The 26796-nt window shown below is 58.7% G+C and carries 23 protein-coding genes and 1 tRNA gene; 13 read left to right on the top strand and 11 right to left on the bottom strand.

Annotation, left to right across the window (positions count from 1 at the left end; genetic code table 11):
* Positions 1 to 392 precede the first annotated feature (392 nt).
* Positions 393 to 485: transfer RNA gene (locus CBB62_15645), tRNA-Ser, on the bottom strand.
* Positions 486 to 764: 279 nt separating this feature from the next.
* Here CBB62_15645 and CBB62_15640 point away from each other — a divergent pair.
* Entirely contained in the window at positions 765 to 1016 is a 252-nt protein-coding gene (locus CBB62_15640; protein OUT39780.1) for a hypothetical protein, read from the top strand.
* A 138-nt stretch (positions 1017 to 1154) separates the two neighbouring features.
* Here the strand turns inward: CBB62_15640 and CBB62_15635 are convergent, their stop codons facing one another.
* From CBB62_15635 to CBB62_15615, 5 genes are all read right to left on the bottom strand, one after another.
* Entirely contained in the window at positions 1155 to 1619 is a 465-nt protein-coding gene (locus CBB62_15635; GenBank protein ID OUT39779.1) for a hypothetical protein, read from the bottom strand.
* 78 nt (positions 1620 to 1697) lie between these two features.
* Positions 1698 to 3152, bottom strand: coding sequence for an aspartyl/glutamyl-tRNA amidotransferase subunit B (gatB, locus tag CBB62_15630; protein ID OUT39778.1), 1455 nt, complete (start codon positions 3150 to 3152; stop codon positions 1698 to 1700).
* Between the two features lie 40 nt (positions 3153 to 3192).
* A complete protein-coding gene (locus tag CBB62_15625; GenBank protein OUT39777.1) occupies positions 3193 to 3426 on the bottom strand; it encodes a hypothetical protein in 234 nt (77 codons plus the stop codon).
* 47 nt (positions 3427 to 3473) lie between these two features.
* A complete protein-coding gene (gene gatA / locus CBB62_15620; GenBank protein OUT39776.1) occupies positions 3474 to 4958 on the bottom strand; it encodes an aspartyl/glutamyl-tRNA amidotransferase subunit A in 1485 nt (494 codons plus the stop codon).
* 6 nt (positions 4959 to 4964) lie between these two features.
* Positions 4965 to 5252, bottom strand: coding sequence for an aspartyl/glutamyl-tRNA(Asn/Gln) amidotransferase subunit C (locus tag CBB62_15615; GenBank protein ID OUT39775.1), 288 nt, complete (start codon positions 5250 to 5252; stop codon positions 4965 to 4967).
* Between the two features lie 223 nt (positions 5253 to 5475).
* Between CBB62_15615 and CBB62_15610 the strand changes: the two genes are divergently transcribed.
* The 9 genes from CBB62_15610 to CBB62_15570 all read left to right on the top strand — a co-directional run bounded on the left by CBB62_15610 (position 5476) and on the right by CBB62_15570 (position 17404).
* On the top strand, positions 5476 to 5979 hold the full coding sequence (locus CBB62_15610) for a Holliday junction resolvase RuvX (protein ID OUT39857.1): 504 nt from the start codon (positions 5476 to 5478) through the stop codon (positions 5977 to 5979).
* Positions 5980 to 6060: 81 nt separating this feature from the next.
* Positions 6061 to 7068, top strand: coding sequence for an aspartate carbamoyltransferase (locus tag CBB62_15605; GenBank protein OUT39774.1), 1008 nt, complete (start codon positions 6061 to 6063; stop codon positions 7066 to 7068).
* Complete coding sequence (locus tag CBB62_15600) at positions 7065 to 8393, top strand: dihydroorotase (protein OUT39773.1); 1329 nt, start codon at positions 7065 to 7067, stop codon at positions 8391 to 8393. Before CBB62_15605 ends, CBB62_15600 begins: the two co-directional genes overlap by 4 nt.
* A 33-nt stretch (positions 8394 to 8426) precedes the next feature.
* Positions 8427 to 9095 (top strand): acyl-phosphate glycerol 3-phosphate acyltransferase, encoded by a 669-nt coding sequence (locus CBB62_15595; GenBank protein ID OUT39772.1) that lies wholly within the window; start codon positions 8427 to 8429, stop codon positions 9093 to 9095.
* Complete coding sequence (locus CBB62_15590) at positions 9095 to 10291, top strand: DNA protecting protein DprA (protein OUT39771.1); 1197 nt, start codon at positions 9095 to 9097, stop codon at positions 10289 to 10291. The genes CBB62_15595 and CBB62_15590 overlap by 1 nt, the downstream gene beginning before the upstream one ends.
* Before the next feature lie 66 nt (positions 10292 to 10357).
* Complete coding sequence (locus CBB62_15585; GenBank protein OUT39770.1) at positions 10358 to 13054, top strand: DNA topoisomerase I; 2697 nt, start codon at positions 10358 to 10360, stop codon at positions 13052 to 13054.
* 68 nt (positions 13055 to 13122) lie between these two features.
* Entirely contained in the window at positions 13123 to 15174 is a 2052-nt protein-coding gene (locus CBB62_15580; GenBank protein OUT39769.1) for a ribonuclease R, read from the top strand.
* A gap of 65 nt (positions 15175 to 15239) precedes the next feature.
* The gene (locus CBB62_15575; GenBank protein OUT39768.1) at positions 15240 to 17036 is read left to right on the top strand and encodes a hypothetical protein; all 1797 of its coding nucleotides are present in this window, start codon (positions 15240 to 15242) and stop codon (positions 17034 to 17036) included.
* A gap of 200 nt (positions 17037 to 17236) precedes the next feature.
* Positions 17237 to 17404 (top strand): 50S ribosomal protein L33, encoded by a 168-nt coding sequence (locus tag CBB62_15570; GenBank protein ID OUT39767.1) that lies wholly within the window; start codon positions 17237 to 17239, stop codon positions 17402 to 17404.
* 126 nt (positions 17405 to 17530) lie between these two features.
* On the opposite strand, the gene CBB62_15565 is transcribed toward CBB62_15570, so the two are convergent.
* Both CBB62_15565 and CBB62_15560 read right to left on the bottom strand, forming a co-directional pair.
* On the bottom strand, positions 17531 to 18991 hold the full coding sequence (locus CBB62_15565; GenBank protein OUT39766.1) for a PleD family two-component system response regulator: 1461 nt from the start codon (positions 18989 to 18991) through the stop codon (positions 17531 to 17533).
* A gap of 77 nt (positions 18992 to 19068) precedes the next feature.
* Entirely contained in the window at positions 19069 to 19575 is a 507-nt protein-coding gene (locus tag CBB62_15560) for a hypothetical protein (protein OUT39765.1), read from the bottom strand.
* Between the two features lie 58 nt (positions 19576 to 19633).
* On the opposite strand from CBB62_15560, the gene CBB62_15555 reads away from it, so the two are divergent.
* Entirely contained in the window at positions 19634 to 20989 is a 1356-nt protein-coding gene (locus CBB62_15555) for a DNA polymerase IV (protein OUT39764.1), read from the top strand.
* Between the two features lie 6 nt (positions 20990 to 20995).
* Here CBB62_15555 and CBB62_15550 read toward each other — a convergent pair whose 3' ends face one another.
* From CBB62_15550 to CBB62_15540, 3 genes are all read right to left on the bottom strand, one after another.
* Positions 20996 to 21931, bottom strand: coding sequence for a hypothetical protein (locus CBB62_15550; protein OUT39763.1), 936 nt, complete (start codon positions 21929 to 21931; stop codon positions 20996 to 20998).
* 75 nt (positions 21932 to 22006) lie between these two features.
* On the bottom strand, positions 22007 to 22777 hold the full coding sequence (locus CBB62_15545) for a hypothetical protein (GenBank protein ID OUT39762.1): 771 nt from the start codon (positions 22775 to 22777) through the stop codon (positions 22007 to 22009).
* An 18-nt stretch (positions 22778 to 22795) separates the two neighbouring features.
* A complete protein-coding gene (locus CBB62_15540; protein OUT39856.1) occupies positions 22796 to 24607 on the bottom strand; it encodes an aspartate--tRNA ligase in 1812 nt (603 codons plus the stop codon).
* 196 nt (positions 24608 to 24803) lie between these two features.
* Here CBB62_15540 and CBB62_15535 point away from each other — a divergent pair, with 196 nt between their 5' ends.
* Positions 24804 to 25916: an S-(hydroxymethyl)glutathione dehydrogenase/class III alcohol dehydrogenase gene (locus CBB62_15535; protein OUT39761.1), complete on the top strand. Its 1113-nt coding sequence runs from the start codon at positions 24804 to 24806 to the stop codon at positions 25914 to 25916.
* Between the two features lie 42 nt (positions 25917 to 25958).
* A complete protein-coding gene (locus CBB62_15530) occupies positions 25959 to 26783 on the top strand; it encodes an S-formylglutathione hydrolase (GenBank protein ID OUT39760.1) in 825 nt (274 codons plus the stop codon).
* Positions 26784 to 26796 lie beyond the last annotated feature (13 nt).

Here is a 26796-nt window from a genome sequence, read left to right as displayed (position 1 = left end):
GAAATTAAATACCCAATATGCACCTGTTATGCCCGACCATGTTCCCTGTTATGGGTGGAAAATGTCCCTGTTATGCCCCCCAAAACACCCTAAAACAGGACCGCCCTGAATTATTCAATGAATACAGGGACATGACCTCAAAAACTGGGTCAAAAACCCACCCAAATCGCTGTTAAACAGGTCAAAATAAAAAATTTACCCTGTTAACGTGCACACACACCCCAAACTCATCTACCAGCAGACGCGCCAGAGACCGGGCTGCACAAACGGCCATAAGATCGGCTGACCGGATGAGAAACAGCGGCGCATGAATAGGAATCAGCCAGAATAAGCACGACAAAACCGCTGCTTACAGAGCGCCCAGATTTACAAAGACAGTATCTGTGGGTTGATGGCGGTGCGGGAGGGATTCGAACCCTCGATACGGTTTTAAACCGTATAACGGATTAGCAATCCGCCGCCTTCAGCCGCTCGGCCACCGCACCATCGGGGAATGTCGGTCAAGAATAACGAGCGCGGCTTGAACGCTCACCGATCATTCGAACACCGCTTCTAGCGACATGACCCCAAGCCTGTCAATCAGCCATAGCCCTTCAACCGACAAAAGTTTTTGTTATGCCCGCAATCCGTGAGCTAATCGGGCAAATTACTAACAGTCGTGAACGCTTTTTGACAAAAACATCGGGCGGTTAGCGTGGCGTTAACCTTTTTGAACCATCATCAGCATCAGTTAAGCCACATAACCGAGGGATGGACAGGAGGCGATGATGAGCAACATTCAAACCCAGATCGTGGAAGCACAAAAAATTCTCAACCGCCCGGCAGTCGAACTGCTGATCGACATGCTTGATAACAAGCTGACCTGTCTTGAGGTAATTGATCGCGATGATGTACGCGAGCTCAAGCTGATGCGCGATACGATGGAGCGGCTGGAGAGCTGGCTCGTCCATGCACCGTCCGTGCTTGAGACCGGCCGCCGCGGGCGTCGGCCCCGCGTCGATGCGTTGACCGCATAGGGCCAGCCGTCAACTGCTGACGGTAAAACGACTGCTGATCCCGGTATGCCTGTTCACGGAACGGCTTGCGGGGATCGGCATCCTGATCCCGGATCAGATCGGGTCGCGCTCTGTAAGATACGTCCTGTAACAGGCGTCCTAGCTGTCGGACATCAACTCTTCACAGGAGACGATATCCGGCCCCAGGCGCAGCTTGCTCTCTTCCCAACCATTTTTAAAAGCGAGGATTCCCTTGGGACGGTCGGTAATCTCTATCTTTTCCAGATGGACTTTGTAGTCCTCAACCCAGGTTGGATCACCACAGGCCTGACGCACATAGGCACGACCACCCTCAATCTCCATGATACGGAACTGCAGCAATTTGCGTCTTTGTTCCGGTGTCAGCTGGGGCTGCTGGGGCTGGGGCAAAGAGCCCTGCTGCTGGGTTGGTGGCAAGGTACCACCGGAGCCGATGCGTGGTGTCAGCAAGGTCGGCTGGCGCGCAGCACCCTGTGCCCCCTGCTGTGCCAGAGCATCGGACACAGCTACACAAGGCAGCGCCAGACCAACAGCTAAAGCAGCCAGAACCGAAAGTTTTTTCGTGCAAGCCATCATGGCATCCATGCTCCCAAGAGTGTCGGCTGAATACCGACACGCAAAACCAATGCCTAAAATAGCTAAAATTTGATCAAATAACCAGCGTCAGCCTGAAAGCTTTGATTTCAGTAACTGATTAACCACACCCGGATTGGCCTTGCCCTGGCTGGCCTTCATCACCTGACCGACGAAAAAGCCGAACAGCTTGTCCTTGCCACTGCGATATTGCTCAACCATATCCGGGTTGTTGGCCAGAATTTCGTCGATCATGGTTTCGATGGCACCGGTGTCGGAGACCTGCTTCAGCCCCTTCTCCTCGACGATGGCGCTGGCAGCCTTGCCGGTCTCCACCATCTCGGCAAAAACATCCTTGGCGATACGACCGGAAATGGTGTTGTCGGAAATCAGATCGATCAGGCCACCGAGGTCCTGCGCCGATACCGGGCTTTCGCCGATATCCTTGCCTTCCTTGTTCAGCACACCGAACAGCTCGGTTGTCACCCAGTTCACCGCCAGCTTCGCGTCACGGCCATTGGCAACGGCCTCGAAGTAATCGGCAGATTCCCGGTCGGCAACGAGAACGGCAGCGTCATAGAGCGACAGGCCGTAATCATCCATGAAGCGGTGTTTCTTGGCATCCGGCAGTTCCGGCAGGGTTGCCTTCAACTCGTCGACCCAGCTCTGTTCCAGCTCCAGCGGCAGCAGATCGGGGTCGGGGAAATAGCGATAGTCATGCGCCTCTTCCTTCGAGCGCATGGACCGGGTTTCACCGGCACGCGGATCCCAGAGACGGGTTTCCTGTACCACTTCACCGCCATCTTCGATCAGCTCAACCTGACGCTGGGCCTCATACTCAATGGCCTGTTGCACGTGGCGGATCGAGTTGACGTTCTTGATCTCGCAACGCGTACCAAATTCAGCACCCGGCTTGCGCACGGAGATGTTCACGTCACAGCGCATGGAGCCTTCCTCCATATTGCCGTCACAGGTGCCGAGATAACGCACAATGGCGCGGATTTTCTTCAGATAGGCTGCCGCCTCTTCCGGTCCGCGCAGATCGGGTTCGGAGACGATTTCCATCAGCGCCACACCGGATCGGTTCAGGTCGACATAGGTCTTGGTCGGGTGCTGGTCATGCAGGCTCTTGCCCGCATCCTGTTCGAGGTGCAGACGGGTTACGCCGATCATCTTGGTCTCGCCGCCCGGCAGGTCGATCTCAACCTCACCGAGGCCGACAATCGGATGCTCATACTGGGAAATCTGATAACCCTGCGGCAGGTCGGCATAGAAGTAGTTCTTGCGCTCGAACACCGAACGGAGATTGATCGCGGAGTTGATGCCAAGACCGGTACGCACCGCCTGACGCACACATTCCGCGTTCAGCACCGGCAGCATACCGGGCATGGCCGCATCAACGAGGCTGACCTGGGTATTCGGATCGGCACCGAACTCGGTGGCAGCACCAGAAAACAGCTTGGAATTGGAGATGACCTGCGCGTGGATTTCCAGACCGATAACAGCCTCGAAAACACCGGTTTCGCCCTGAATTGTGAACGCCATCTGGCTTTAGCTCCGTATAATCGAAATCAGTTCCGAAAAATCAGTTCTTGTTGGCAGCGGGTGGCACCACCGTGACATTGTCATCCGGCTCGCCATCCGGCGTGGCCTCGACAATCAGGATCACCGCCACATCGCCGTTATCCAGCTCGAATTTGTCGATCTGCACGATCTCATGCACGCCCAGATCGGCCTCATCCTGAAAATCAAGCGCGACAGCCACATCAGCATCGGGTTCGAGGCGACCCAGCACCTCCATGAGTTCTCCGACTTTCATATTTCTGGCCCCGCGTAGTTGTTGGTAGTCGTAATCGTCATGCCTGCTCAGGCCGCAATCAGGCCGTTCGGTTTGGCAGAAAAGGCTGCCGCCTCTTCCATCACGCCACCGACCCGGATCACTGTTTCTTCGTCAAATGGACGACCGATCAGCTGCAGACCGAGCGGCAGGCCATCCTTGTTCACCGTGGCCGGCAGTGACATGCCCGGCAGGCCGGCAAGAGAAGCCGGAACGGTGAAGACATCGTTCAGATACATGGCTACCGGATCATCGGAATTTTCACCGACGGCAAAGGCAGCACTCGGCGCGGTTGGCGTCAGCAATACATCGACCTGCTCGAATGCCTTGCGGAAATCCTCAGCGATCAGCGCACGGACCTTCTGTGCCTTGATGTAATAGGCATCATAGTAACCGGCAGAGAGAACATAGGTGCCGATCAGGATGCGGCGCTTGACCTCGTCACCGAAACCGGCAGCACGGCTGCGCGCATACATGTCGTTGAGGTCTTCACCCTCGACCCGCAGACCATAGCGAACACCATCATAGCGCGCGAGGTTCGATGAACATTCGGCAGGCGCCACAATATAATAGGTCGGCAGGGCATAGGATGTGTGCGGCAGGTCGACTTCCACCGCCTCGGCACCAGCGGCTTTCAGCCACTCAACGCCCTGATCCCACATCGCTTCGATCTCGGCATCCATGCCATCGACGCGGTACTGTTTCGGAATACCGACCTTGAGCCCGCGAATATCGCCGGTCAGCGCTTTTTCATAGTTAGGCACCGGCGTGTTGACGCTGGTGCTGTCCTTCGGATCATAACCGGCCATGGAGCGCATCATGATCGCCGCATCACGCACCGTGCGGGTCATCGGCCCGGCCTGATCGAGCGATGAGGCGAAGGCAATGATGCCCCAGCGTGAGCAACGGCCATAGGTCGGCTTCAGACCGACAATACCGGTGAAGGCAGCTGGCTGGCGGATCGAGCCACCGGTATCGGTGCCGGTTGCCGCCAGTGCGGCACGGGCAGAAACCGCCGCCGCAGAACCGCCGGAAGAACCACCCGGCACCAGCGGACGATTTTCGCCCGGACGCTTCCACGGGCTTTCCACCGGACCGAAGGCACTGGTGATATTGGCTGAACCCATGGCGAATTCGTCCATGTTCAGCTTGCCCAGCATCAGGGCACCATCGCGCCAGAGCTGCGAGGTGACGGTTGATTCATAAGGTGGCTTGAAGCCCTCGAGGATTTTACTGCCAGCAGCAGCCTGCACACCCTTGGTGCAGAACAGATCCTTGATGCCAAGCGGCAGACCCTCAAGCGGACGTGCCTCGCCCTTGGAAATACGCTCGTCACTCAGCTTCGCGCCTTCGAGGGCGGCATCAGGAGTTTCCACGAGATAGGCATTGAGGCTGCGGATTTGCTCAACCGCATCCACATGAGCCTCGGCCAGTTCAACAGCGGAGAAATCCTTGGCAACCAGACCGTCACGCGCTTCGGCCAATGTCAGGCCGGTCAGTTCAGCTTTGCTCATCGTTCCTTACTCCACCACTTTCGGCACAACGAAGAAGCCTTCCATGGCTTCCGGTGCATTGGCGAGCACGTCATCACGCACATTGCCATCATTGACCACGTCTTCACGCAAGGGCGCATCCATCGCCACAACCGAGGTCATCGGCTGCACGCCATCGGTATTCACCTCGGCAAGCTGCTCAACGAATTTCAGGATATTGCCGAGCTCGGCAGCCATTGGCTCGAGTTTGTCATCCGGCACCTCGATGCGGGCGAGCCGGGCAATGCGGGCGACTGTGTTCTGATCGATCGACATGGTCGGTTCAATTCTCCAAACAGGCGGGTCAGCGTAAATGAGGAATGAAAGCTGCCGCTTCCACATAGCGGGTATAAACACCAGCCACGCAGAGGCAAGTAACTTCGTGATTTGTGTGCTGCCTGTGATAACGATGCTTGTGGTAATGAGCGTTGGCTGGCATTTCAAGCGCTTCTCTCAATTACCGCCAATCTATCCGATTGCACCAACCGGCTTTATCCCCATGCCCCTTCTGGAATTATCCGACTTTATCGCCGTCATCCGTCCCGGCAGCGCCGTCCTCGGCCTAGATCTGGGTGAGAAAACCATTGGTGTTGCCGCCTCTGACCGTGGCCTCAGCCTGTCAACGCCGGTCGAGACAATCCAGCGCCGGAAGATCGGTGCCGATCTCGTGCGCCTCGGCGCGCTGGCCAAGGACCGTGATGTGAAAGGCTTCGTTCTGGGCCTGCCGCTCAATATGGATGGCAGCAAGGGCCCCCGAGTCCAGATCACACAAAGCTTTGCCCATGAGATTCTGAAAGCCGCCGCCAAAGACCGCTCGCTGTTCGGTCATATCGATCCGCCGATACTGCTCTGGGATGAGCGCCTGTCGACCAGTGCGGTTGATCGTTTCCTGATTGATGAGGCCGATCTCAGCCGCAAAAAACGCGCTGCAGTTGTGGACAAAATGGCCGCCAGTTTCATTTTGCAGGGCGCTTTGGACGCCATGGCCAATCAGCGTGGCTAGAATCCCGTTTCCTTTTACCGGCAAACGATCTAAGTTGCGCGCTTAGCCGACAATCTGACCTGTATTTAAGCGAGAGACGCCATGACCAGCGCCCCTGCATCCGCTAAGCCTGCGTCCGCATCGGACCAAACCGCCACCGGATATCCCCCTTTCGCCCATCGGCATATTCTCGGCATCGGCGGCATGCCGCCCTATGACATCACCACGATCCTCGATTGCGCCGATAAATATGTCGAGTTGAACCGCCAGTCGGGTCGCAAGTCATCACTCCTCACCGCACGCACGATCATCAACCTGTTCTTCGAGAACTCAACCCGCACCCGTACCAGCTTCGAGCTGGCAGGCCAGCGGCTCGGTGCCGATGTGATCAACATGTCGGTGGCCACCAGTTCGGTGAAGAAGGGTGAAACCCTGATCGATACCGCCCTCACCCTCAACGCCATGCACCCGGACTTCCTGATCGTCCGGCATCAGGAATCAGGCGCGGTCAATCTGCTGTCGCAGAAGGTCAACTGCCCGGTGATCAATGCCGGGGACGGCTCACATGAACACCCGACACAGGCACTGCTCGACGCCCTGACCATCCGCCGCCGGGTCGGCCGGATCGAGGGTCTGCGCATTGCCATCTGCGGCGACATCACCCACAGCCGGGTCGCCCGCTCCAATATCCATCTGCTGAGCGCCATGGGTGCCGAGGTTCGGGTCATCGCCCCACCCACCCTGCTGCCGAGTGGCATCGAGCGTATGGGCTGCACCGCCTTCACCGATATGCGCGAGGGCCTAAAGGATGTGGACATCGTCATGATGCTGCGGCTGCAGACCGAACGGATGCAGGGCAGCTTCGTCCCCTCGATCCGCGAGTACTACCATTTCTATGGCCTGACCTATGAGAAGCTGAAGGTGGCGAAACCGGAAGCACTGGTCATGCACCCCGGCCCGATGAACCGGGGCGTCGAAATCGGCTCGGAACTGGCGGATGACATCAACCGCTCGGTCATTCTCGATCAGGTTGAGCTCGGCGTTGCGGTGCGGATGGCCTGTCTCGACCTGCTCTATCACGTCTGGCATCCGGAAGGAGCTTCAGCATGACCACCAAGACCACCGTTGTCCGCAACGTTCGTATCATTGATCCTGCCAACGGCATGGATGCAGCACCGGGCAACAATGCGGGACTGATCGCCGACCACGGCGTTATCAAGGCTATCGGGCCGGATGCCCTGTCCCAGGGGGTACCGGATGATGCCGTTACCATCGACGGTCAGGGCCTCGTGCTCGCCCCCGGTCTCGTCGATATGCGGGTTACCGTTGGTGAGCCCGGCTTGGCGCACAAGGAAACCCTCGCCACCGCATCCCGCGCCGCTGCCGCCGGTGGCGTTACCAGCATGGTCTGCCTGCCGACCACCGATCCGGTCATCGCCGATGCCGCCGGGCTTGAGTTCATCGCCCGCCGTGCGCGTGAACAGCGCGGTGCCAAATTCTATGCCTATGCCGCTGCCACCCGCGATCTCGCCGGACAGGATCTGACCGAATACGGGCTATTGGCCGAGGCCGGTGCAGTCGGCTTCACCGATGCCGGCAACGCGATTGCCAGCGCATCGGTCATGCGCCGCGCGTTGAGTTACGCCCATCAATTCGACCGCCTGATCATTCAGCACCCGGACGAACCGAGCCTGACCAAGGAAGGCCAGATGAATGGCGGCGAGACCGCCACCCGTCTCGGGCTGAAGGGCATCCCGCGTCTGGCCGAGGTCATGATGATCGAACGCGACCTGCGACTGGTTGAGATGACCGGTGCCCGCTATCACGTCGCCCATATCTCGACCAAGGAAGCCGTCGCGGCCATTCGTCTGGCGAAGAGCCGGGGCTTGCCTGTCTCCTGTGACACCGCCCCGCATTACTTCTCCCTGACCGAGATGGATGTGGCCGACTACCGGACCTTTGCCAAGGTATCGCCGCCCCTGCGCACTGACGAGGACCGGGAAGCCATCGTTGCCGGTATCAGCGATGGCACCATCGACGCCATTGCCTCCGATCACATGCCGGAAGATGTGGACAGCAAGCGTCTGCCATTCGCGCAGGCAGCAACCGGTGTCATCGGCATCGAAACCATGCTGCCGATCGCCCTCAACCTCTACCATCAGGAACATATCGGCCTCGCCGATCTGCTCGCGACCATGACCAGCAATCCGGCCCGTCTGCTCGGCCTCAAGGCTGGTACGCTCGGCATTGGTGCCGCCGCTGATTTCGTCATCATCGACCCGGATCACGCATGGCGGATCGAGGCGGAGAAACTGCATTCCAAGTCGAAAAACTCTGCCTTTGACCGCCGCCCCGTGCTAGGCCGGGTGGAAAAGACGGTCATTGATGGGCGTCTGGTATATGACCGACTGAATGAATTGAGTGCCGCCGCCTGATGGCCCGAACCAGAACTGTACAGAACCAGCACCATGTTTGATCCTGCTTCCTGGCAGCTTTACCTCCTCGCCATCATCATCGGCTATCTCGTCGGTTCAACGCCGTTCGGCCTGATCCTGACCCGCATGGCCGGTCAGGGCGATATCCGCAAGATCGGTTCCGGCAATATCGGTGCCACCAATGTCCTGCGCACCGGCAACAAGGCCCTCGCCGCCCTGACCCTGATACTGGATGCTGGCAAGGGTGCGGTGATGGTCGTGCTTGGCAGCATCCTGTTCGGCACCGATGTTGGCTGGATTGCCGGTCTCGGCGCGTTTCTCGGTCACCTGTTCCCGGTCTGGCTGAAATTCAAGGGCGGCAAGGGTGTTGCCACCACCCTTGGCATCCTGTTTGCCGTCGACCTGTTGCTCGGCGCCGCCACCGCCCTGACATGGCTCGCCACCGCCTTGCTGTTCCGCTACTCGTCGCTGTCAGCGCTGGTCTGCCTCGCTGCCGCGCCGTTCATTGGCTATGCCCTGATCGGCCCGGAAGCGCTGGTCTTTGTCGGTATTCTGAGCGTGATCTCATGGGCCCGGCACAGCAGCAACATCATCCGCCTGATCCGTGGAGAGGAGAGCAAAATCAACCTCTCGCGCAAGCGCAGCCCGGATGCTGATACCAATCCGGCGACCGCTGCGGAAACCGGCGACGGTGGCACCTGATGACACGGACACAGCCGCCACAGCAGATTTCCGATGCCGAGCGGCTTGCCTGGTTACGTCTTGCCCGAACAGAACATCTGAGTGCCGCCGCTGCCGATCAGTTGCTGGCGCGCTACCCCTCCGCCATCGAAGCACTCGCCACCCTGCCGGAACTGGTGAGCAAACGCCGCGGCGGTAAACGCCCGGTCGTCCCGCCCGAGGATATGGCACGGGCCGAACTGGATCGCATCAACCGCCATGGTGCCCATCTGGTCGTGCGCGGTGAAGCACGCTACCCGGAAATTCTGCGCCAGATCGACGGCGCGCCCATTGTCCTGACCGTGATCGGCAATCCGGCGCTGCTGTCCCGCCCCGGCATCGGCATTGTCGGCTCGCGCAACGCCTCGGTAAACGGCCAGCGCTTTGCCGGTGAAATCTCCCGCGACCTCGGACAGGCTGGCCTGACTATTACCTCCGGCCTCGCCCTTGGCATTGATGGCCGGGCACATGAGGCAGCACTGGCAACCGGCACAATTGCCGTGCTCGCCGGTGGTGCTAATGTCATCTATCCGCGCCAACATACGAAACTGTATGAACAGATCGCCGAACAGGGTGCGATTGTCAGTGAACGGCCATGGGGTGCGGAACCCATGGGCAAGATGTTCCCGCATCGCAACCGGATCATCTCCGGCCTTTCCCTCGGTGTGGTTGTGGTCGAAGCGGCGCGGCGTTCCGGCACCCTGATCACCGCAACCCGGGCGGTGGAACAGAACCGCGAGGTCTTTGCCGTGCCGGGCTTCCCCTATGACCCGCGCAGCAGCGGTGCCAACCATCTGTTGCGGCAGGGCGCAGTGCTGACCGAAACCGCTGATGATGTGCTCGATGTGATCCGGCCGATGATGGCTGATCCTGCCGCCGCGCTTGAAAAATACCGCCCGGATAATTTTATGCAGTCCGATGCGCCACTGTTTCAAAGCACAGCCAGAGACATTGAAGATCATGATTTCATTGAAGAAACAGATAGCGCACCTATGTCTCTGGAAGATGACCAGATCATCCTCAATGCGCTCAGCTCTTCACCAACAGCAGTTGACGAGTTAATTCGCGTCTGCAATTTGTCTGCGCCTAAGGTAGCGACGATCCTGACCGAACTGGAGTTGACCGGTCAGGTGGTACGCCACCCGGGAAATATGGTTGCGCGGGTCGGATCATCATGACAAGAGCACGATGGATAGCCCCCAGACCGGCCAGATATAAAACAGTTTAGAAAGAACACGCCGCCCATGTCCGCCAGCAATCTCGTCATCGTTGAGTCGCCCGCAAAGGCCAAGACGATCGAGAAATATCTCGGTTCCGATTACAAGGTACTTGCCTCCTATGGCCATATCCGCGACCTGCCGCCGAAAGACGGATCGGTACGGCCCGATGACGGCTTTTCAATGGATTGGGAACTCGGCGACCGTGCGGGCAAAACGGTCAAGGACATCACCCAGGCGGTAAAGTCTGCCAAGCGCCTCTATCTCGCAACTGACCCGGATCGCGAGGGAGAAGCCATCTCGTGGCATGTCGAGGAAGTCCTGCGGGACAAAAAGCTCCTCGACGACAAGGAAGTGCATCGCATCACCTTCAACGAGATCACCAAGCGCGCGGTTCAGGATGCTATCGAGCATCCGCGTCAGGTGGATGATTCACTGGTTCAGGCCTATCTCGCCCGTCGGGCACTCGATTATCTCGTTGGCTTTACCCTGTCGCCGGTCCTGTGGCGCAAGCTGCCCGGCTCCAAATCCGCAGGCCGCGTGCAGTCGGTTGCCCTGCGCCTGATCTGTGAGCGAGAAGCCGAGATCGAGGTATTCAAGGCCGTTGAATACTGGTCGATCGAGGTCGATTTTACCACCGATGACGGCGCGACCTTCACCGCCCGCCTGACCCATGCCGATGGCAAGAAGCTGGATAAGCTCAGCATCTCCAACGAGGCCGAGGCAAAGGCCCTCGCCGACCGTATTGCCGCCGGTCTGTTCAAGGTCGCGGAGATCGAGAAGAAACAGACCAAGCGCAACCCTTATGCGCCGTTCACAACCTCGACCCTGCAGCAGGATGCGTCCCGTCGCCTCGGTCTCGGTGCCAGCCAGACCATGCGCCTCGCCCAGCAGCTTTATGAAGGTGTCGATATTGGTGGCGAGACGGTCGGTCTCATCACCTATATGCGTACCGACGGCATCCAGCTCAGTCAGGAAGCCATCAGCCAGAGCCGTGCCCTGATCGGTCAGGATTATGGTGCGGATTATGTGCCCGGCAGCCCACGCATCTACAAATCGAAACAGAAGAACGCGCAGGAAGCCCACGAGGCAATCCGCCCCACCGACCTCAGCCGTCGCCCGGGCATGATGCGCAAGTTCCTCAATCCCGAACAGCTCAAGCTCTATGATCTGATCTGGAAGCGCACCATGGCGAGCCAGATGGAATCCGCCGTGCTTGATCAGGCAGCCATTGATCTGGTCGATGACAGCGGCAATCTGACCCTGCGCGCGACCGGTTCGATCATCGCCTTTGACGGCTTCCTGAAGCTGTATCAGGAAGGTCGCGACGAGGATGACGAGGACGAGCAAAGCCGCCGCCTGCCGCCACTGAACAAGGGCGACACACCGAAGCGCGAAACGGTTAAACCGGACCAGCACTTCACCCAGCCGCCACCACGATATTCCGAGGCCAGCCTGGTTAAGAAACTGGAAGAACTCGGCATCGGTCGTCCTTCCACCTATGCCAGCATCATGCAGGTGCTGCAGGATCGTGATTATGTGATCCTCGACAAGCGCCGTTTCGTGCCCGAGGACCGGGGCCGGATGGTTACCGCCTTCCTGTCGAACTTCTTCGAGCGCTATGTGGAATATGATTTCACTGCGCAACTCGAGGAACAGCTCGACGATATTTCCGGCGGTCGCGCCCAGTGGCAGGAAGTGCTCAGCCAGTTCTGGGGCAACTTCTCCAGCGCGGTCGAGGGCACGCAGGATCTGAAGATCAGCGACGTTATCGATGTGCTGGACGAAAATCTCGGCCCGCACTTCTTTCCCGAGCGTCAGGACGGACAGAACCCGCGTGAATGCCCGGCCTGTAAGGAAGGTCGCCTGAGCCTCAAGCTCGGTCGCACCGGTGGCTTCATCGGCTGCAGCCGCTATCCCGAGTGCAAATACACGACGACACTGGCAGTACAGGACGAGACCTCCGGCGAGGGTGTGATCGAGGGCGGGCTGCAGATGCTCGGCCACGATCCGGAAACCGGCCTGCCGGTCACCCTGCGTCAGGGACCATACGGCGCCTATGTCCAGCTCGGACCGTCCGAGGAAGAGGAAGCGGCAGCCGCCGCAGAAGCCGAGGCCGCAGCCGCCGAAGGCAAGAAGCGCAAGCCTAAGAGCAAGGCACCAAAACCGCCACGCGCCTCCCTGCCCAAGGAAATGTCACCGAACAGCATTGATCTCGACATTGCCCTGCAACTGCTGTCCCTGCCCCGTGATGTGGGCATTCATCCGGACAGCGAGCAGATGATTACCGCCGGTATTGGCCGCTATGGTCCATACCTCAAGCTTGGCAGCACGTATCAGTCACTACCGGCTGACGACACAGTTCTGACCATCGGCCTGAACCACGCGGTTCAGATGATGGCCGAGAAGCTGAGCAAGAGCGGCGGCAAGCCTGCCGGCCTGATCCGCGAATTGGGCAACCACCCCGAGGATGAGAAGCCGGTGACGCTGAACAACGGTCGCTTCGGCCCGTATGTGAAGCATGGCAAGGTCATGGCATCGCTGACCAAGGCGGACAGCCCGGATGACATTACCTTCGACCGGGCAATCGAACTGATCGCGATCAAGGCCGAGAAAATGGCTGCCAAGGGAGGCGCAACCAAAGCCGCGCCAAAGAAAAAGGCTGCCCCCGCGAAGAAGACCACGAAGAAAAAAGCGGCCACCAAAACCAAGAAGAGCGCCTGAGGCACTTGGCTAAACGCGACGCCCCTATTCTGCCCCGTGTGGCTGTACTCGAAGTGACCGGCACCGATATGGATGGCGAGCCCTTGGCTCGTCCGGTGAACTGGGAGCACGACACCGATCCGCCGCCGATTATTGTCACCGACAAGGGCAGCCGTGCGGCAAACCTCGGCGTCGGTGACCGGGTACTGGCGGAAATCTCCGGCAATCAGAAAAACGGCTTTGTCGCCAAGATCATGCGCCGCCTGCCCGGCGCACCGGCCCGGATCATCGGTATCTATGAGATGGGCGAGGAAGGCGGTCGCCTCCGCCCCACCGACAAGAAGGCCAAATCCGACTTCATCGTCCGCAGCAAGAATGCCAATGGTGCCACGCCCGGCTCGCTCGTCCTTGCCCAGCCGGTCAGCCGCAAACAGCACCGCCTCGGCCTGCCGGAAGCCAAGGTCATCGAGGTGCTGGGCGATATGTCGGCACCGCGTGCTGTCAGCCTGATCGCCATCACCACCCATGACATCCCGGTCGATTTCCCGGAAGCAGCACTGGAAATTGCCGAGACGGCAGAACCACCAGCCGCCGATGACAAGTACCGGGTCAATCTGCGTGACCTGCCGCTCGTGACAATCGACGGTGCCGATGCTCGCGATTTCGACGATGCGGTCCATGCCGAGCCGGACACCTCGAAGGACAACAAGGGCGGCTGGAAGCTGACCGTCGCGATTGCCGATGTTGCCCATTATGTGCGCAGCGGCTCGGCTCTTGATGAAGCGGCGAAGGAACGTGGCAACTCGGTATACTTCCCGGATCGGGTCGTACCGATGCTGCCGGAACGGCTGTCAAACGACCTCTGCTCCCTCCGGCCGGATGGCGACCGCCCCTGCCTTGCCGCCCGCATGGTAATCGACAAGTCCGGGCGGCTGATCGCCCATCGGTTCGAGCGCGCCTGGATGCGCAGCCATGCCCGTATCACCTATGAGGAAGCGCAGGACGCCCGTGACGGCAAGCCGAGCAAGCAACTTAAGCCGCTGATGAAAACGGTGATCGAGCCGCTCTATGCCGCCTATGCCGTACTGGCCGCAAACCGGGCTGCCCGTGGCACCCTCGATCTAGACCTGCCGGAGCCGGTGATCGTTTTTGATGATGACAATCACATCAAGGAAATCGTCACCCGCCCGCGTCTCGACAGTCACCGGCTGATCGAGGAATTCATGATTACCGCCAATGTCGCCGCCGCCGAGGCGCTGGACAAGGCACAGCAGCCCGCCCTCTATCGCACCCATGACAGCCCGGATCGCGACCGGATCAATGGCCTCAGCGATATTCTGAAGGGCATGAACATCACGCTCGCCAAGGGACAGGTGATCAAGCCCGCTCATCTGGCCAAGGTCATTGAAGAGGTCGAGGGCCATGATGACCAGCGACTGGTGCACCAGCTGATCCTGCGTGCGCAGGCACAGGCGCGCTATGCCCCGAACTGCACCGGCCATTTCGGTCTCGCCCTACGGCACTATGCCCATTTCACCAGCCCGATCCGGCGCTATGCCGATCTGATCGTACACCGGGCGCTGATTGATCTGTTCAAGCTCGGCGAAGACGGGTTGCAGCCATCCGACGCCACCGATCTGGATGAGATCGCAATCCATATCTCCGCCACCGAGCGCAAGGCTATCGCCGCCGAGCGCAGCGCCAATGACCGCTATATGGCGCTCTACCTCAGTGAGCATATCGGCAGCAGGCAGCATGGCCGCATCAGCGGTGTCGGTCGCTTCGGTCTGTTTGTGACGCTGGACCAGACCGGCGGTGACGGGTTGATCCCGATCCGCAACCTGCCGGATGATTACTACATTCACGACGAGGCAAAGCATTCGCTGACAGGACGCCGCCGGGGACGCCAGTTCCGTATGGGCGAGCCGATCATCGTCACGATCAAACGCGCTGACCCGGTCACCGGCATCATCGATCTTGAGCTGCATGACAGCTCGCCGGAAAAATTTGGCAAGGCTCCATCCGAAGGCGGCGCGAAACGCCGAGACGGCAGGAAACATCCAACAAAATCAAGGAAGTCGACAAAAGGTCCGAAGCGGAACAAAAAGGGCAAAGGAACCACACCTAAAGGCCGACGTTAATAAGAACAGACCTCTGATTGAATTTTGCCGCGAATCGAAACCGAATCGATGGTATAACGATTCGCATGCAGTGGTTTCCGGATCGTATCTCGAAAAACAACGCGTTGGGCCTCAACGGACAGGATCGTATTGACCTGATTGACCGGGTCGTGAACGGTCTGCGTCGCGGCATAGCGACCGGCGTTTCAATCGGTCGCCCAACCCTGATCGCCGGACTTGTTCTCGCAGCCTGTAACACGACCGACAGCCTGCCGCTCCAACAGCATACCGCCGCCATCAACACCCAGGCCATTGCCACAACCGATATGGCCGTGGCCACGCCAGAGGCAGCCGTCCTGAGCGCCGGGATCACCCGCATTGCCGAAGTGTTCTTCCGTCATATCAGCCTGCAGGATATGACGCTGGACGGCCTGAATGCCCTCGCCCGCCTCGATAAGGACATTGCCTTCGCGGCAACCGATGACTGGGTCAGTGTCAGCCATAATGGCCGCATCTTCTATCAGATCGAAACGCCGGGCGCGGAAGAGGCCGAGCGCTGGGCGCAGGTTGCGACCCTCGCTCTTGATGCGGCCCGCCAGAAATCCCAGAAACTGTCCGGCGTTGATCGCGAACTGGTGCTGGAAACCATGTTCGATGCCATGACCAGTCGCCTCGACCGTTTCTCGCGCTATGCCAGCGCCAGCAACGGCTCAAAAGAGCGCCGGATGCGTGAAGGCTTCGGCGGTGTCGGCCTCGCCTTCGAGCATACCGATGGCCAGTTTATCGTTCGCAGCATCTTCCCCGATGGTCCGGCCTTCCATGCCGGTCTCGAGGTCGGTGATATCATCAGCCGGATTGATGGCAAGGAGGTTGCAGACCTCACCCTCACTCAGGTGCGCGACAAGCTGCGCGGTCGGGTCGGCAGCTTTGTCATGGTCGATGTTCTGCGCGGTGGCCAGTCGGTCGAGGATATGAGCCTGCTGCGTGAGCGGGTTATCTCGAACACCGTTGTCGGTCGTATCGAGGACAATATCGGCATCGTTACCATTGAGCGCTTCAATGCGGCGACAGAAGCCCATGTCCGCTCCGCCATCGCTGTGATCCAGCATCGCCTCGGCGATAATCTGCGCGGCGTTGTGCTTGATCTGCGTAACAATCCGGGCGGGCTGCTCGAACAGGCGGTGTCCGTCTCTGACCTGTTCATCAAACGGGGCCGGATCATCCGGACTGCCGGGCGCCACCCCGAGAGCTTCCAGAGTTTCTCCGCAGATGATCTCGATATCCTGAATGGCGCGCCGATTGTCGTGCTAGTCAATGGCGGCTCCGCCTCTGCAGCCGAGGTTGTCGCCGCGGCTCTGCAGGAAAGCGGTCGCGCCGTCGTGGTCGGCAGCGCCTCATACGGCAAGGGCAGCGTCCAGACCGTCACCCGCCTGCCCAATGACGGCGAGTTGTTCGTGACATGGTCGGAAATCTTCACCCCCGATGGTCATGGCCTGCATGATGTTGGCATCCTGCCGAATATCTGCACCAGCCAAGGCGAGTTACGCCGCGCCGGTACCACCGGCCCGCTGCTGACCGATGTACTCCAGCGCGCCAAGCCAACCCGGATGATTTGGCATGATCACCTGCAATATGAAAATCACGAGGTAAAGCCGAACCACGAGCTTGTGGTCAATATCGCCTCAGCCGGTCGCAAGGCCTGCCCGCCAAACAGCGAGGCCGCGACCGAGGATCAGGAAATTGCCAAGCTGCTGATCAACAGCCCAAGCCTGATTGCAGAAATCAGCTCCGGCAGCAGTTCGACCGTCGCCAGCCGCAATACCGGCGATTCAATTCAGTCGGCCTCAACAACCGGCATTATTGTCAATCAGCTGAAACAGTGATTTGCCGCATCCCGGGCGCTCAACCGGGTTAAATCATCCCTGCCCTGCGTGTCCTTTCTTGACATCTGTGGGATAGCAGCATAAATCTCCCGCTCACGAATTTACTAAATGGCCGTTATATCGTCCGCGGATTGTGCGACACGCACCCCGGAGCCTTGTAGTCGGTCAGCAGCGCATTTTGTTTTTAAGGAACCAAACCGATGGCTAAATCAGCAACCATCCTCGTCAAGCTCGTCAGCACTGCCGACACGGGCTATTTCTACGTGGCGAAAAAGAACCCACGTCAGATGACCGAAAAAATGCAATTCCGTAAGTATGACCCACGGGTTCGCAAGCACGTCATCTTCAAAGAAGAGAAAATGAAGTAAGCCATAAGGCTTCACAGGGTTCCGACTTGTCCGGAAACTGTTTTATGGCGGGGCGCATCAGCGTATCCCGCCATTTTTCGTTTCCGAAATGCTGTATGGGAAAACCGTAGAGCGGCTCGAACCGCCTTATACCGGCGCGGTATCATCCGAGGTTGCAGTGGCTTCACCACCGGCCTTGCCGATTGATGCCTCTTTCTGGCGCGCGACCTCAAGGTCTTCAACCGTACAGACCTTGTTCCGGCCACTGCGCTTGGCCATATACAGCCCCTCATCCGCCCGTTTGATCAATTCCAGCGGGTTTTCATCCGGGCTGGTGGCATAGGCAACACCAATACTGATCGTGACGTTGAGTTCACCGACCGGACCAGAGACACGAAACGGGCGGCTCTCACAGCTCTTGCGCAGGCGTTCGGCGACAGCCATAGCAGTATCAAGCCCGCTGTCAGGCAGTACGACGGCAAATTCCTCACCACCGATACGCGCGACAAGGTCAAAGCTGCGCGCGCCATTGGCAACCCGCTGGGCCAGTTCACGCAAGACCTCATCACCCACGGCATGGCCATGATTGTCGTTGACCAGTTTGAAGTGATCGACGTCGAAAATGAGGGTTGAGAGCGGCTTCTTGTTCTCGGCAATCCGGTCAAGCAGACGCCGCAGGTGCGCCAGCAGGTACCGGCGGTTGAACAGCCCGGTCAGGCTGTCGGTCAGCGCCAGAGACAGGCTCTCTTCGTAATTCAGGCGCAGGCGCTCCTGATAGCGGCGACGGCGGATCTGGGTACGGCTGCGCGCCAGCAACTCGTTCCGGTCCATCGGCTTCAGGATATAGTCGTTTACGCCGATCTCCAGCCCCTTGGCACTGCGCTCGAGGTCGCTCTCGTCAGCAATCGCAAGGATCGGTATCTGCCGGGTCCGTTCGTTCGAGCGAAGATGCGAGCAGAAGCGCAAGCCATCCTCGTTCTCCAGCGCGAGGGATACGACCACCAGATCGAAATCCTCTTCCTGCAGGGCGGAAATGGCATCCTCGCCCCGCTCGACTGCGCGCACATGGTGACGGTCGCGCAGCAGAGTCTCGTTGATCTTGTCACGATCAATCGCGCTGTCCTCGACCACGAGAACGTAACCGTCCTCATAGGATTCTTCCTGCAGGCTGTTCTCGCCCATCAAAACACCGAGTTGACCGGAGGTGTTCTGGCGCAGACGCCATTCATCCATGGTCATCTTCAGACGCACAAGGGAGCGAACGCGGGCAAACAGGGCGACATCATTGACCGGCTTGGTCAGGAAATCATCGGCACCGGCCTCAAGACCACGGACACGGTCAGAAGTATCCGACAGCGCGGTCACCATGACGATCGGAATATGGGCGGTTTCCGGGTCCGCCTTGATCCGCTCACAGACCTCAAACCCGTCCATGCCGGGCATCATAACATCAAGCAGGATGATATCAGGGCTCTCTTCCTGAACCTTCTGGAGCGCCTCCTGACCATTAAAGGCCGTCACAACGTCAAAATATTCCCGCTGCAGTTTGGCAGCGAGAAGTTTCACGTTGGGCAATACGTCGTCAACAACAAGGACGCGAGCGGTCATAGGTGCGCCAATAGGAAAAGAGCAAAAGAACAACGTTCAAGGTACAACACCATCATCAGGCATCAACCAAAAACATACTAGGCCAGTGTACTGGACGAGACATATTTTTGAACAGTTTCCGTCAATTCGCTTACGGAAATCGGTTTAGCGATATAGGCATCACACCCGGCGTCCAGTATTCGTCCCTCATCATTATTCATCGCCAGCGCCGTAACGGCAATGATCGGTACCGATTTCCAGTGCCTGTCGGCCTTCAGTTCACGGGCCAGCACGAGACCCGATTCATCCGGCAGGCGAATATCGAGCAGGATTGCCGCTGGCATCTCACCGCGCACCCGCAACATGCGCAGAATCTGTCTCGCATCGCCGACGGTTTCGGTTTCAATGCTGTTCCAGCCCTGCACCCGGATAATATCCCGCACGAGCCGCTGATTGACCTTGTTGTCCTCGACGATCAGGATCAACGGCACATCCGGCAGCAATGGTGGCAGTACAGGCAGATTTACCGGCGCGGACAATCTGGAATTTGGCGCATACAGGATCGTGCCTGATATACTATCAGGATCGGCGGGATGACGACGCATTCAATGACGGTACAGCAAGAGTGACAAGACAGGGCAAGAGTAGCGCTTTTCCATGCAAATGACCACGCTTTGCCGCGATTGCCTCAGGTTTTCGGAGAGCGATGAGGATGCCGGCAAGAAACACTGCCCATCCTGCCAGTCCACCCGCCTGCTCCGACACCCCGAACTGGGCACGCTCGCGATTGCCCATCTGGATTGCGATGCCTTCTTTGCCTCGGTCGAGAAACGTGACGATCCATCGCTGCAGGACAAGCCGGTGATCATCGGTGGCGGCAAGCGCGGGGTGGTTGCCACCGCCTGTTATGTCGCCCGCCTGCATGGTGTCCGCTCGGCCATGCCGATGTTCAAGGCACTGGAGCGCTGCCCCGATGCCGTGGTGATCAAGCCCAATATGGCAAAATACAGCGAGACCGGTCGGGCGGTGCGCCAGATGATGCTCGATGTATCCCCTGCGGTCGAACCGCTCTCGATTGATGAGGCCTTCATCGATCTGCGCGGCACCGAACGCCTGCATGGCCACTCACCGGCGGTCACCCTCGCCCGGCTGGCACTCGATATCGAACAGGCCCATGGCATTACGGTGTCAATCGGCCTGTCCCATAACAAGTTTCTGGCCAAGATCGCCTCGGACCGCGACAAGCCGCGCGGATTCTCGATCATCGGTCAAGCCGAAACCGACAGTTTCCTGGCCAATCAGCCGGTCAGCATCATCTGGGGTGTCGGCAAGAAATTCGAGGAAAAGCTGGCCCGTGACGGCTTCCGCAGCCTGCAGGATATCCGCAACAGCAGCGAGAGCGACCTGGTCCGGCGCTATGGCAAGATGGGGCAGCGCCTGCATGATCTGGCCCATGGCCGCGACAGCCGGGAGGTGAAGCCCGACCGGGCGACCAAGAGCGTATCGGCGGAAATCACCTTCGATACCGATATCAGCGATCCGGCAACCCTCGCCAGCCATCTATGGCGACTTAGCGAACGGGTGGCGGACCGGTTGCGGGAGAAAGGCCATGAGGGCAAGACCGTGACCCTCAAGGTCAAGACAGCCCAGTTCAAAACCATCACCCGCAGCCAGACACTGCCGGTAGACATCCGCAGCGCCGAGACCCTGTATCAGGCTGCCCACCCCATGCTCTACAAGCTGGCGGACGGCACGCCCTATCGCCTGCTCGGCGTCGGCCTCGACGTGATCGACCAGCGCAATGCCGCCTCAAGCGAGGCAACGGCCCAGCAGGCATTGTTCGGTGATCTGGAATTGGATCAGCATGATGCCGCCTATCGCTCGGAGCATGAACACAGAAAACTCGAGGATGCCCTGCACACCCTGCGCAGCAAGCTTGGCAAGGACACCATCCTCAAGGGGCGGTCACTGGCGACAAAACGGCCCGCCGCCAAAGACCGGGATAGTCAGAAACGCTGACAATGATTATTCGCAGCCGTCGAGTGCGTCGATGGTGACGAGATCGCCCTTCAGCGTAAACTCGTCATAGTCGATTTCCATATCCCGAACGATGCCATTCTCCAGCAGCGTGATGGTCATCTCGTAATTCGCTTCCGAGGCGTCATTGTTGAAATCGAAGAACGCCATGCGTACGGGCCAGCCAGCCGGGCGCAGCATTTCATTATCCTGATCATCCGCCGTCAGGGCATCAATGGGGTTGCCGATTACCGCATTGACCAGGATCGGGCCGTCATCATCCGAGCCGTCGAACATCACCGCACTGTAGAACTTCTTGCCCGCCGTGGCGGACTGCAACAGCTTGAAGGTATGCTCGGACGGGAAGACAAAGCCCTTGGGGATCGGCATCTGCTTTTCCTCGGGGCGGCTGAAATCCACTTCCCCGCTGCCGCTCTTCTCACGCTCGGCACTGCCGCGATAGACCCGGTTTACCTGACCATTGTTCAGGTTCTTGGAGGTGAAGGAAAAGCTCTGCCCGTCCTTGGCTTCCCATGATGAATAATCGCTGACGTAACGCTGACCGGCGCCTTCGGTGTAGTTGTAATCGAGCTGGAATTTCTGGGTCGTGGTCCATGCCTCGCAGGCATCGCCCCACTCGAAGAACATCTCGCCGCTGACCGAGGAAATCTTCTGCAGATTCCGAATCTCAGTCATGGTGAGTTTGTAGATTGCCTTGTGTGGCTGGAAAATCTCGGCAAACTTTGCTGCCGGATCATCGGCGGCCGGAGCGGCATTGGCAGCGAATGAGAACAGCGCACCACCGACCAGCAAGACCGCGGCACCGCTCCACAACCAGAATGAGCGATCCTGAGCAACAGACCTAACTGTTGATTTTCCACGATAATTTCGGTTCTGGTCAGTCATTGGCATCCGCTTCCGCATCTTCCCGCCTGTAGAATTCATCCACTATCTACATGGGAAGTGTGCCACGGGATCGCCAGACCGACAATCGTTGAAAACAGGCTTAACCTGTCCCGGTCATTTTCGGCGCAGGATTGCTGTACCTTTTTCCGTGCCGACCATTTCACATGTCCATGCCGGGAATTCCTCAAGCCAGCGCTTCAGAGTCGCCTGTTCACCGGGACGGTTGGCGTCATCCAGCACGATTACCGCCTTGTCGCTCAACCGGTCATGCAGCAATGGCAGGGCCGGATAACGCGCGAGCATATTGTCACTGGAGACAATCGGCCCATCAACCAGCAACAGGTCGATCTGTTCCGGGAGCGGCACGCCCTCGGTCTGGTACCAGAGGAAGGTTTCGCCACCGATCACATGCTCCACATGGGGGGCCGCGGCAATGGTCAGGCCCGTACCATCGGGCAAGCCGCGTTCCTGCAACAGGGCGGCTGTCTGGTTGGCGAATGCCTCATTATGATCAAAGCTGACGATATTGCAGTCGGACTGGCCCGCCAGCAGCCTTGCCAGCGTGATGGTGGAAACACCGCTGCCGCACTCGACCACATTGGTCGGCTGGACCTCATCAACAAGGCGCGCGACCACCATGAGGAAGTCAGGCGATGCCGCCCAACCACGCGTCGGCGGCAGCCAACCATTGGAAACCCCGAGACGATCCGAGAGTATCTGCCGGTTCTCAAGCTGCTGGGTAGCAAAGACCAGCCCCCAGTGCACATCGCGCTGGGCCAGCATGTTCAGACGTTGATCCAGACCGTCGAGCCGTTGCTCAATCCGCTCGACCGCGGACAGCAGTTGCTTCAGCGTGTCTTGAGCGTTTTTGTCACTTCCGAACATTGCGCCGGGCCTTTCCTGTTAGCTGGCTTCGGCTACTTTGACCTTTGGCAGGTTCAGCTTGATATGCAGCTCTTTCAGGCGCTCTGGCTCAACCTCTGCCGGTGCCCCCATGAGCAGGTCTTCCGCCTTCTGGTTCATCGGGAAGGTGATAACCTCACGGATATTCGGCTCATCAGCCAGCAGCATGACAATACGGTCGATGCCCGGTGCGGAACCACCATGCGGCGGGGCGCCGAACTTCATGGCTGACAGCATGCCGCCGAAGCGCTCTTCCAACACGCTCTCCGGATAACCGGCAATGTCGAATGCCTTGACCATGATGTCGGGGCGGTGGTTCCGGATGGCACCGGAAGACAGCTCAACGCCGTTACAGACGATATCGTACTGATACGCCTTGATGGTGAGCGGGTCCTGATTTTCCAGTGCTTCGAGACCACCCTGCGGCATGGAGAACGGGTTGTGACTGAACTCGATCTTGCCGGTGTCCTCATCCATTTCATACATCGGGAAGTCGACGATCCAGCAGAACTTGTATTCGTTCGGATCGATCAGCTCGAGATCATGGCCGATCTTGGTGCGGGCAGCGCCAATCAGCTTGGCCGCAGCGCCCGGTTTGTCACAGGCGAAGAACACAGCATCGCCATCCTTGAGACCGGCGAGTTCTTTCAGCTGCGCCTGAGCCGCTGGTGGCACAAATTTGGCAATCGGCCCCTTGCCCTCGCCATCGGCGAAGGTGATGTAGCCGAGGCCCACAGCCCCCTCACCGCGCGCCCAGTCATTCAGCTTGTCGAAGAAGCTGCGCGGCTTGTCGGCAACGCCGGGCACCGGCAGAGCACGGACGACGCCGCCATTGGCGATCACGCCCTTGAATGCCTTGAACTCAACATCGTCACGCTCGAAAATCTCGGTCACGTCGACGATTTCCAGCGGGTTGCGCAGGTCCGGCTTATCGGAACCGTATTTCAGCATCGCTTCATCGAACGGGATACGCGGGAATGGCGGCTTGGTCACAGCGCGCTTGGTGCCGGAAAAGTCGGAGAATTCTTCAAAGATACCGTGCAGCACCGGCTCGATGGCATTGAAGACATCTTCCTGAGTAACAAAGCTCATCTCGAAATCGAGCTGATAGAACTCACCGGGGCTACGGTCGGCGCGGCTGTCCTCATCGCGGAAACATGGGGCGATCTGGAAGTACTTGTCGAAACCGCTCATCATCAGCAGCTGTTTGAACTGCTGTGGTGCCTGTGGCAGGGCATAGAACTTGCCGGGATGAACCCGTGACGGCACGAGATAATCGCGGGCACCCTCGGGGGAAGATGCGGTCAGGATCGGAGTCTGGAACTCCATGAAGCCCTGATCGATCATGCGCTGGCGGATTGACGAGATAACCTTGGAACGCAGCTCGATATTCCGCTGCATCTTGGCCCGGCGCAGGTCGAGATAACGATAGCGCAGGCGGATTTCCTCGCCGTAATCCTCATCGGAATTGACCTGCAGCGGCAGGGTATCGGCATGGGACTGGATTTCCAGTTCCAGCACCTGAACCTCGATCTCGCCGGTCGGGATATTGCTGTTTGTGGTCTCGGCGCTTCGCTTGACCACCTTGCCGGTCACGGTGATGACAGTTTCCAGCCGGGCTGATTCCAGTGCCTTGAACACATCGCTGTTCACCGTGGTGACAACCTGTGTGATGCCGTAACGGTCGCGCAGATCGATAAACAGCAGCTGACCATGGTCGCGCTTGCGATTGATCCAGCCGGACAGGCGGACGGTGTCGTCAACATGATCGGCGCGGAGTTCACCACAGGTATGGGTACGATAGGCGTGCATGGTCATTGATTGCTACCAAGTCTGGACGGAAAAGGGATTGATTGCCGGGAAACCACACCGTTCGCCACGCGAAGTCAAGCCACCATTACACTTGTGACAGCAATTTACCCGTGGCGGATTTTCGATTATGTATACCGCCCTATTCATAAGTTGCTGGATTCACCAGCTTTCGAGCCCCAATCCGAGGACACTACCCATGAGAACACGCGCCGCCGTAGCATATGCCGCAGGCAAACCCCTGTCGGTTGAAGAAGTGAATCTGGAAGGCCCGAAGGCGGGTGAGGTTCTGGTCGAGATCAAGGCAACCGGTATCTGCCATACCGACCAGTTCACCCTGTCCGGCGCCGATCCAGAAGGCGCATTCCCGGCCATTCTCGGCCATGAGGGTGCCGGTATCGTGCTGGAAGTCGGCGAAGGCGTCACCTCGCTCAAGCCCGGCGATCACGTAATCCCGCTCTATACCCCGGAATGCCGTGAGTGCGAATATTGCCTGCATCCGAAAACCAACCTGTGTCAGGCGATCCGCACTACCCAAGGTCAGGGCGTGATGCCTGATGGCACCTCCCGATTCACCAATCTCGATGGCGAGCCGATCCTGCACTATATGGGCTGCTCTACCTTCTCCAATCACACGGTACTGCCGGAAATCGCGCTGGCGAAAATCCGCTCCGACGCGCCGTTCGACAAGGTCTGCTATATCGGCTGCGGCGTCACCACCGGCATCGGTGCCGTGATTCACACCGCGAAGGTTGAAATCGGCTCGAAATGTATCGTGTTCGGCCTTGGCGGCATTGGCCTCAATGTCATTCAGGGTCTGCGCCTCGCTGGTGCCGATATGATCGTTGGCGTCGATCTCAACGAAGGCAAGGTCGATATGGCCAAGCGTTTCGGCATGACCCACTTCGTCAACCCCAATCAGGTCGAAGGCGATCTCGTCCCTTACCTCGTGGATTTGACAAAGGGCGGTGCCGATTACACCTTTGATGCTACCGGCAATGTGCAGGTGATGCGCAATGCCCTCGAATGCGCCCATAAGGGTTGGGGCGAGAGCATTATCATCGGTGTTGCCCCTGCCGGTGCTGAAATCTCCACCCGTCCGTTCCAGCTGGTTACTGGCCGGAGCTGGCGCGGCACGGCCTTCGGTGGTGCCCGTGGCCGGACCGATGTGCCGAAAATCGTCGACTGGTACATGGAAGGCAAGATCGAGATCGACCCGATGATCACCCACACCATGCCGCTGGAAGACATCAACAAGGGCTTTGACCTGATGCATCAGGGCAAGTCGATCCGCGCTGTCGTCACCTACTGATCCCGCCAGCTAGTCACACAAGACAAACCAGGAAACTTTCCAATGGAACTCGTTTCGGAGAACCGCTGTTTCGGCGGCGTTCAGGGCGTTTACAAACACAAGTCGAGTGCCTGTCGCGGTGAGATGACCTTTGCCGTCTATATGCCGCCACAGGCAGAGCACGGCAAAGTGCCATGTCTGTGGTACCTCTCCGGCCTCACCTGCACCCATGAAAACGCCATGACCAAAGCAGGCGCACAGGCATGGGCTGCCGAGGCCGGTATCGCCATCATCTTTCCAGATACCTCCCCGCGCGGTGAAAATGTCGCCGATGACGACGCCTATGACCTCGGTCAGGGTGCCGGTTTCTATGTTGATGCGACCGAGAAACCCTGGGCTCCGCATTTCAGCATGTATTCCTACATCACCAGTGAATTACAGAAGCTGGTGGTGAAGGAATTTGCGATTGATCCTGACCGTCAGGGCATTACCGGCCATTCCATGGGCGGGCATGGCGCCCTCACCCTCGCCATGCGCAAACCGGATTTGTACAAATCGGTGTCAGCCTTTGCCCCGATTGCCCATCCAACCGCATCCGACTGGGGCAGAAAACAGCTATCCGCCTATCTCGGTCCGAATGAAGCCGACTGGCAGGAACACGACTCAACCCTGCTGCTGGATGGCAAGGGCTGGGCGCGAGACATCCTGATCGATCAGGGGACCGATGATCAGTTTCTGGAACTGCTAAAGCCGGAAGCACTGGCCAATGCGATTGCCGAGACACGGACTGCCGGAACCATCAGAATGCAGCGTGACTATGATCACAGCTACTATTTTGTTGCCAGCTTCATGCAGGACCATATCAACTGGCATCGGAACCGGTTGTAACGGTTGACGTTAA

The sequence above is a fragment of the Micavibrio sp. TMED2 genome (genome assembly GCA_002168225.1).
In the GTDB taxonomy this organism is placed as follows: Bacteria; Pseudomonadota; Alphaproteobacteria; order TMED2; family TMED2; genus TMED2.
The sequence above is the reverse complement of the archived record's forward strand: the minus strand, read 5'-3'. Positions and strand labels throughout refer to the sequence as shown.

What these genes read in the sequence shown, in the direction of transcription:
- CBB62_15640 (OUT39780.1), top strand. Translation starts at nt 765, where the DNA reads ATGATGAGCAACATTCAAACCCAGATCGTGGAAGCACAAAAAATTCTC.
- CBB62_15635 (OUT39779.1), bottom strand. Translation starts at nt 1,619, where the DNA reads ATGGATGCCATGATGGCTTGCACGAAAAAACTTTCGGTTCTGGCTGCT.
- gatB (OUT39778.1), bottom strand. Translation starts at nt 3,152, where the DNA reads ATGGCGTTCACAATTCAGGGCGAAACCGGTGTTTTCGAGGCTGTTATC.
- CBB62_15625 (OUT39777.1), bottom strand. Translation starts at nt 3,426, where the DNA reads ATGAAAGTCGGAGAACTCATGGAGGTGCTGGGTCGCCTCGAACCCGAT.
- gatA (OUT39776.1), bottom strand. Translation starts at nt 4,958, where the DNA reads ATGAGCAAAGCTGAACTGACCGGCCTGACATTGGCCGAAGCGCGTGAC.
- CBB62_15615 (OUT39775.1), bottom strand. Translation starts at nt 5,252, where the DNA reads ATGTCGATCGATCAGAACACAGTCGCCCGCATTGCCCGGCTCGCCCGC.
- CBB62_15610 (OUT39857.1), top strand. Translation starts at nt 5,476, where the DNA reads ATGCCCCTTCTGGAATTATCCGACTTTATCGCCGTCATCCGTCCCGGC.
- CBB62_15605 (OUT39774.1), top strand. Translation starts at nt 6,061, where the DNA reads ATGACCAGCGCCCCTGCATCCGCTAAGCCTGCGTCCGCATCGGACCAA.
- CBB62_15600 (OUT39773.1), top strand. Translation starts at nt 7,065, where the DNA reads ATGACCACCAAGACCACCGTTGTCCGCAACGTTCGTATCATTGATCCT.
- CBB62_15595 (OUT39772.1), top strand. Translation starts at nt 8,427, where the DNA reads ATGTTTGATCCTGCTTCCTGGCAGCTTTACCTCCTCGCCATCATCATC.
- CBB62_15590 (OUT39771.1), top strand. Translation starts at nt 9,095, where the DNA reads ATGACACGGACACAGCCGCCACAGCAGATTTCCGATGCCGAGCGGCTT.
- CBB62_15585 (OUT39770.1), top strand. Translation starts at nt 10,358, where the DNA reads ATGTCCGCCAGCAATCTCGTCATCGTTGAGTCGCCCGCAAAGGCCAAG.
- CBB62_15580 (OUT39769.1), top strand. Translation starts at nt 13,123, where the DNA reads ATGGATGGCGAGCCCTTGGCTCGTCCGGTGAACTGGGAGCACGACACC.
- CBB62_15575 (OUT39768.1), top strand. Translation starts at nt 15,240, where the DNA reads ATGCAGTGGTTTCCGGATCGTATCTCGAAAAACAACGCGTTGGGCCTC.
- CBB62_15570 (OUT39767.1), top strand. Translation starts at nt 17,237, where the DNA reads ATGGCTAAATCAGCAACCATCCTCGTCAAGCTCGTCAGCACTGCCGAC.
- CBB62_15565 (OUT39766.1), bottom strand. Translation starts at nt 18,991, where the DNA reads ATGACCGCTCGCGTCCTTGTTGTTGACGACGTATTGCCCAACGTGAAA.
- CBB62_15560 (OUT39765.1), bottom strand. Translation starts at nt 19,575, where the DNA reads ATGCGTCGTCATCCCGCCGATCCTGATAGTATATCAGGCACGATCCTG.
- CBB62_15555 (OUT39764.1), top strand. Translation starts at nt 19,634, where the DNA reads ATGACCACGCTTTGCCGCGATTGCCTCAGGTTTTCGGAGAGCGATGAG.
- CBB62_15550 (OUT39763.1), bottom strand. Translation starts at nt 21,931, where the DNA reads ATGAATTCTACAGGCGGGAAGATGCGGAAGCGGATGCCAATGACTGAC.
- CBB62_15545 (OUT39762.1), bottom strand. Translation starts at nt 22,777, where the DNA reads ATGTTCGGAAGTGACAAAAACGCTCAAGACACGCTGAAGCAACTGCTG.
- CBB62_15540 (OUT39856.1), bottom strand. Translation starts at nt 24,607, where the DNA reads ATGCACGCCTATCGTACCCATACCTGTGGTGAACTCCGCGCCGATCAT.
- CBB62_15535 (OUT39761.1), top strand. Translation starts at nt 24,804, where the DNA reads ATGAGAACACGCGCCGCCGTAGCATATGCCGCAGGCAAACCCCTGTCG.
- CBB62_15530 (OUT39760.1), top strand. Translation starts at nt 25,959, where the DNA reads ATGGAACTCGTTTCGGAGAACCGCTGTTTCGGCGGCGTTCAGGGCGTT.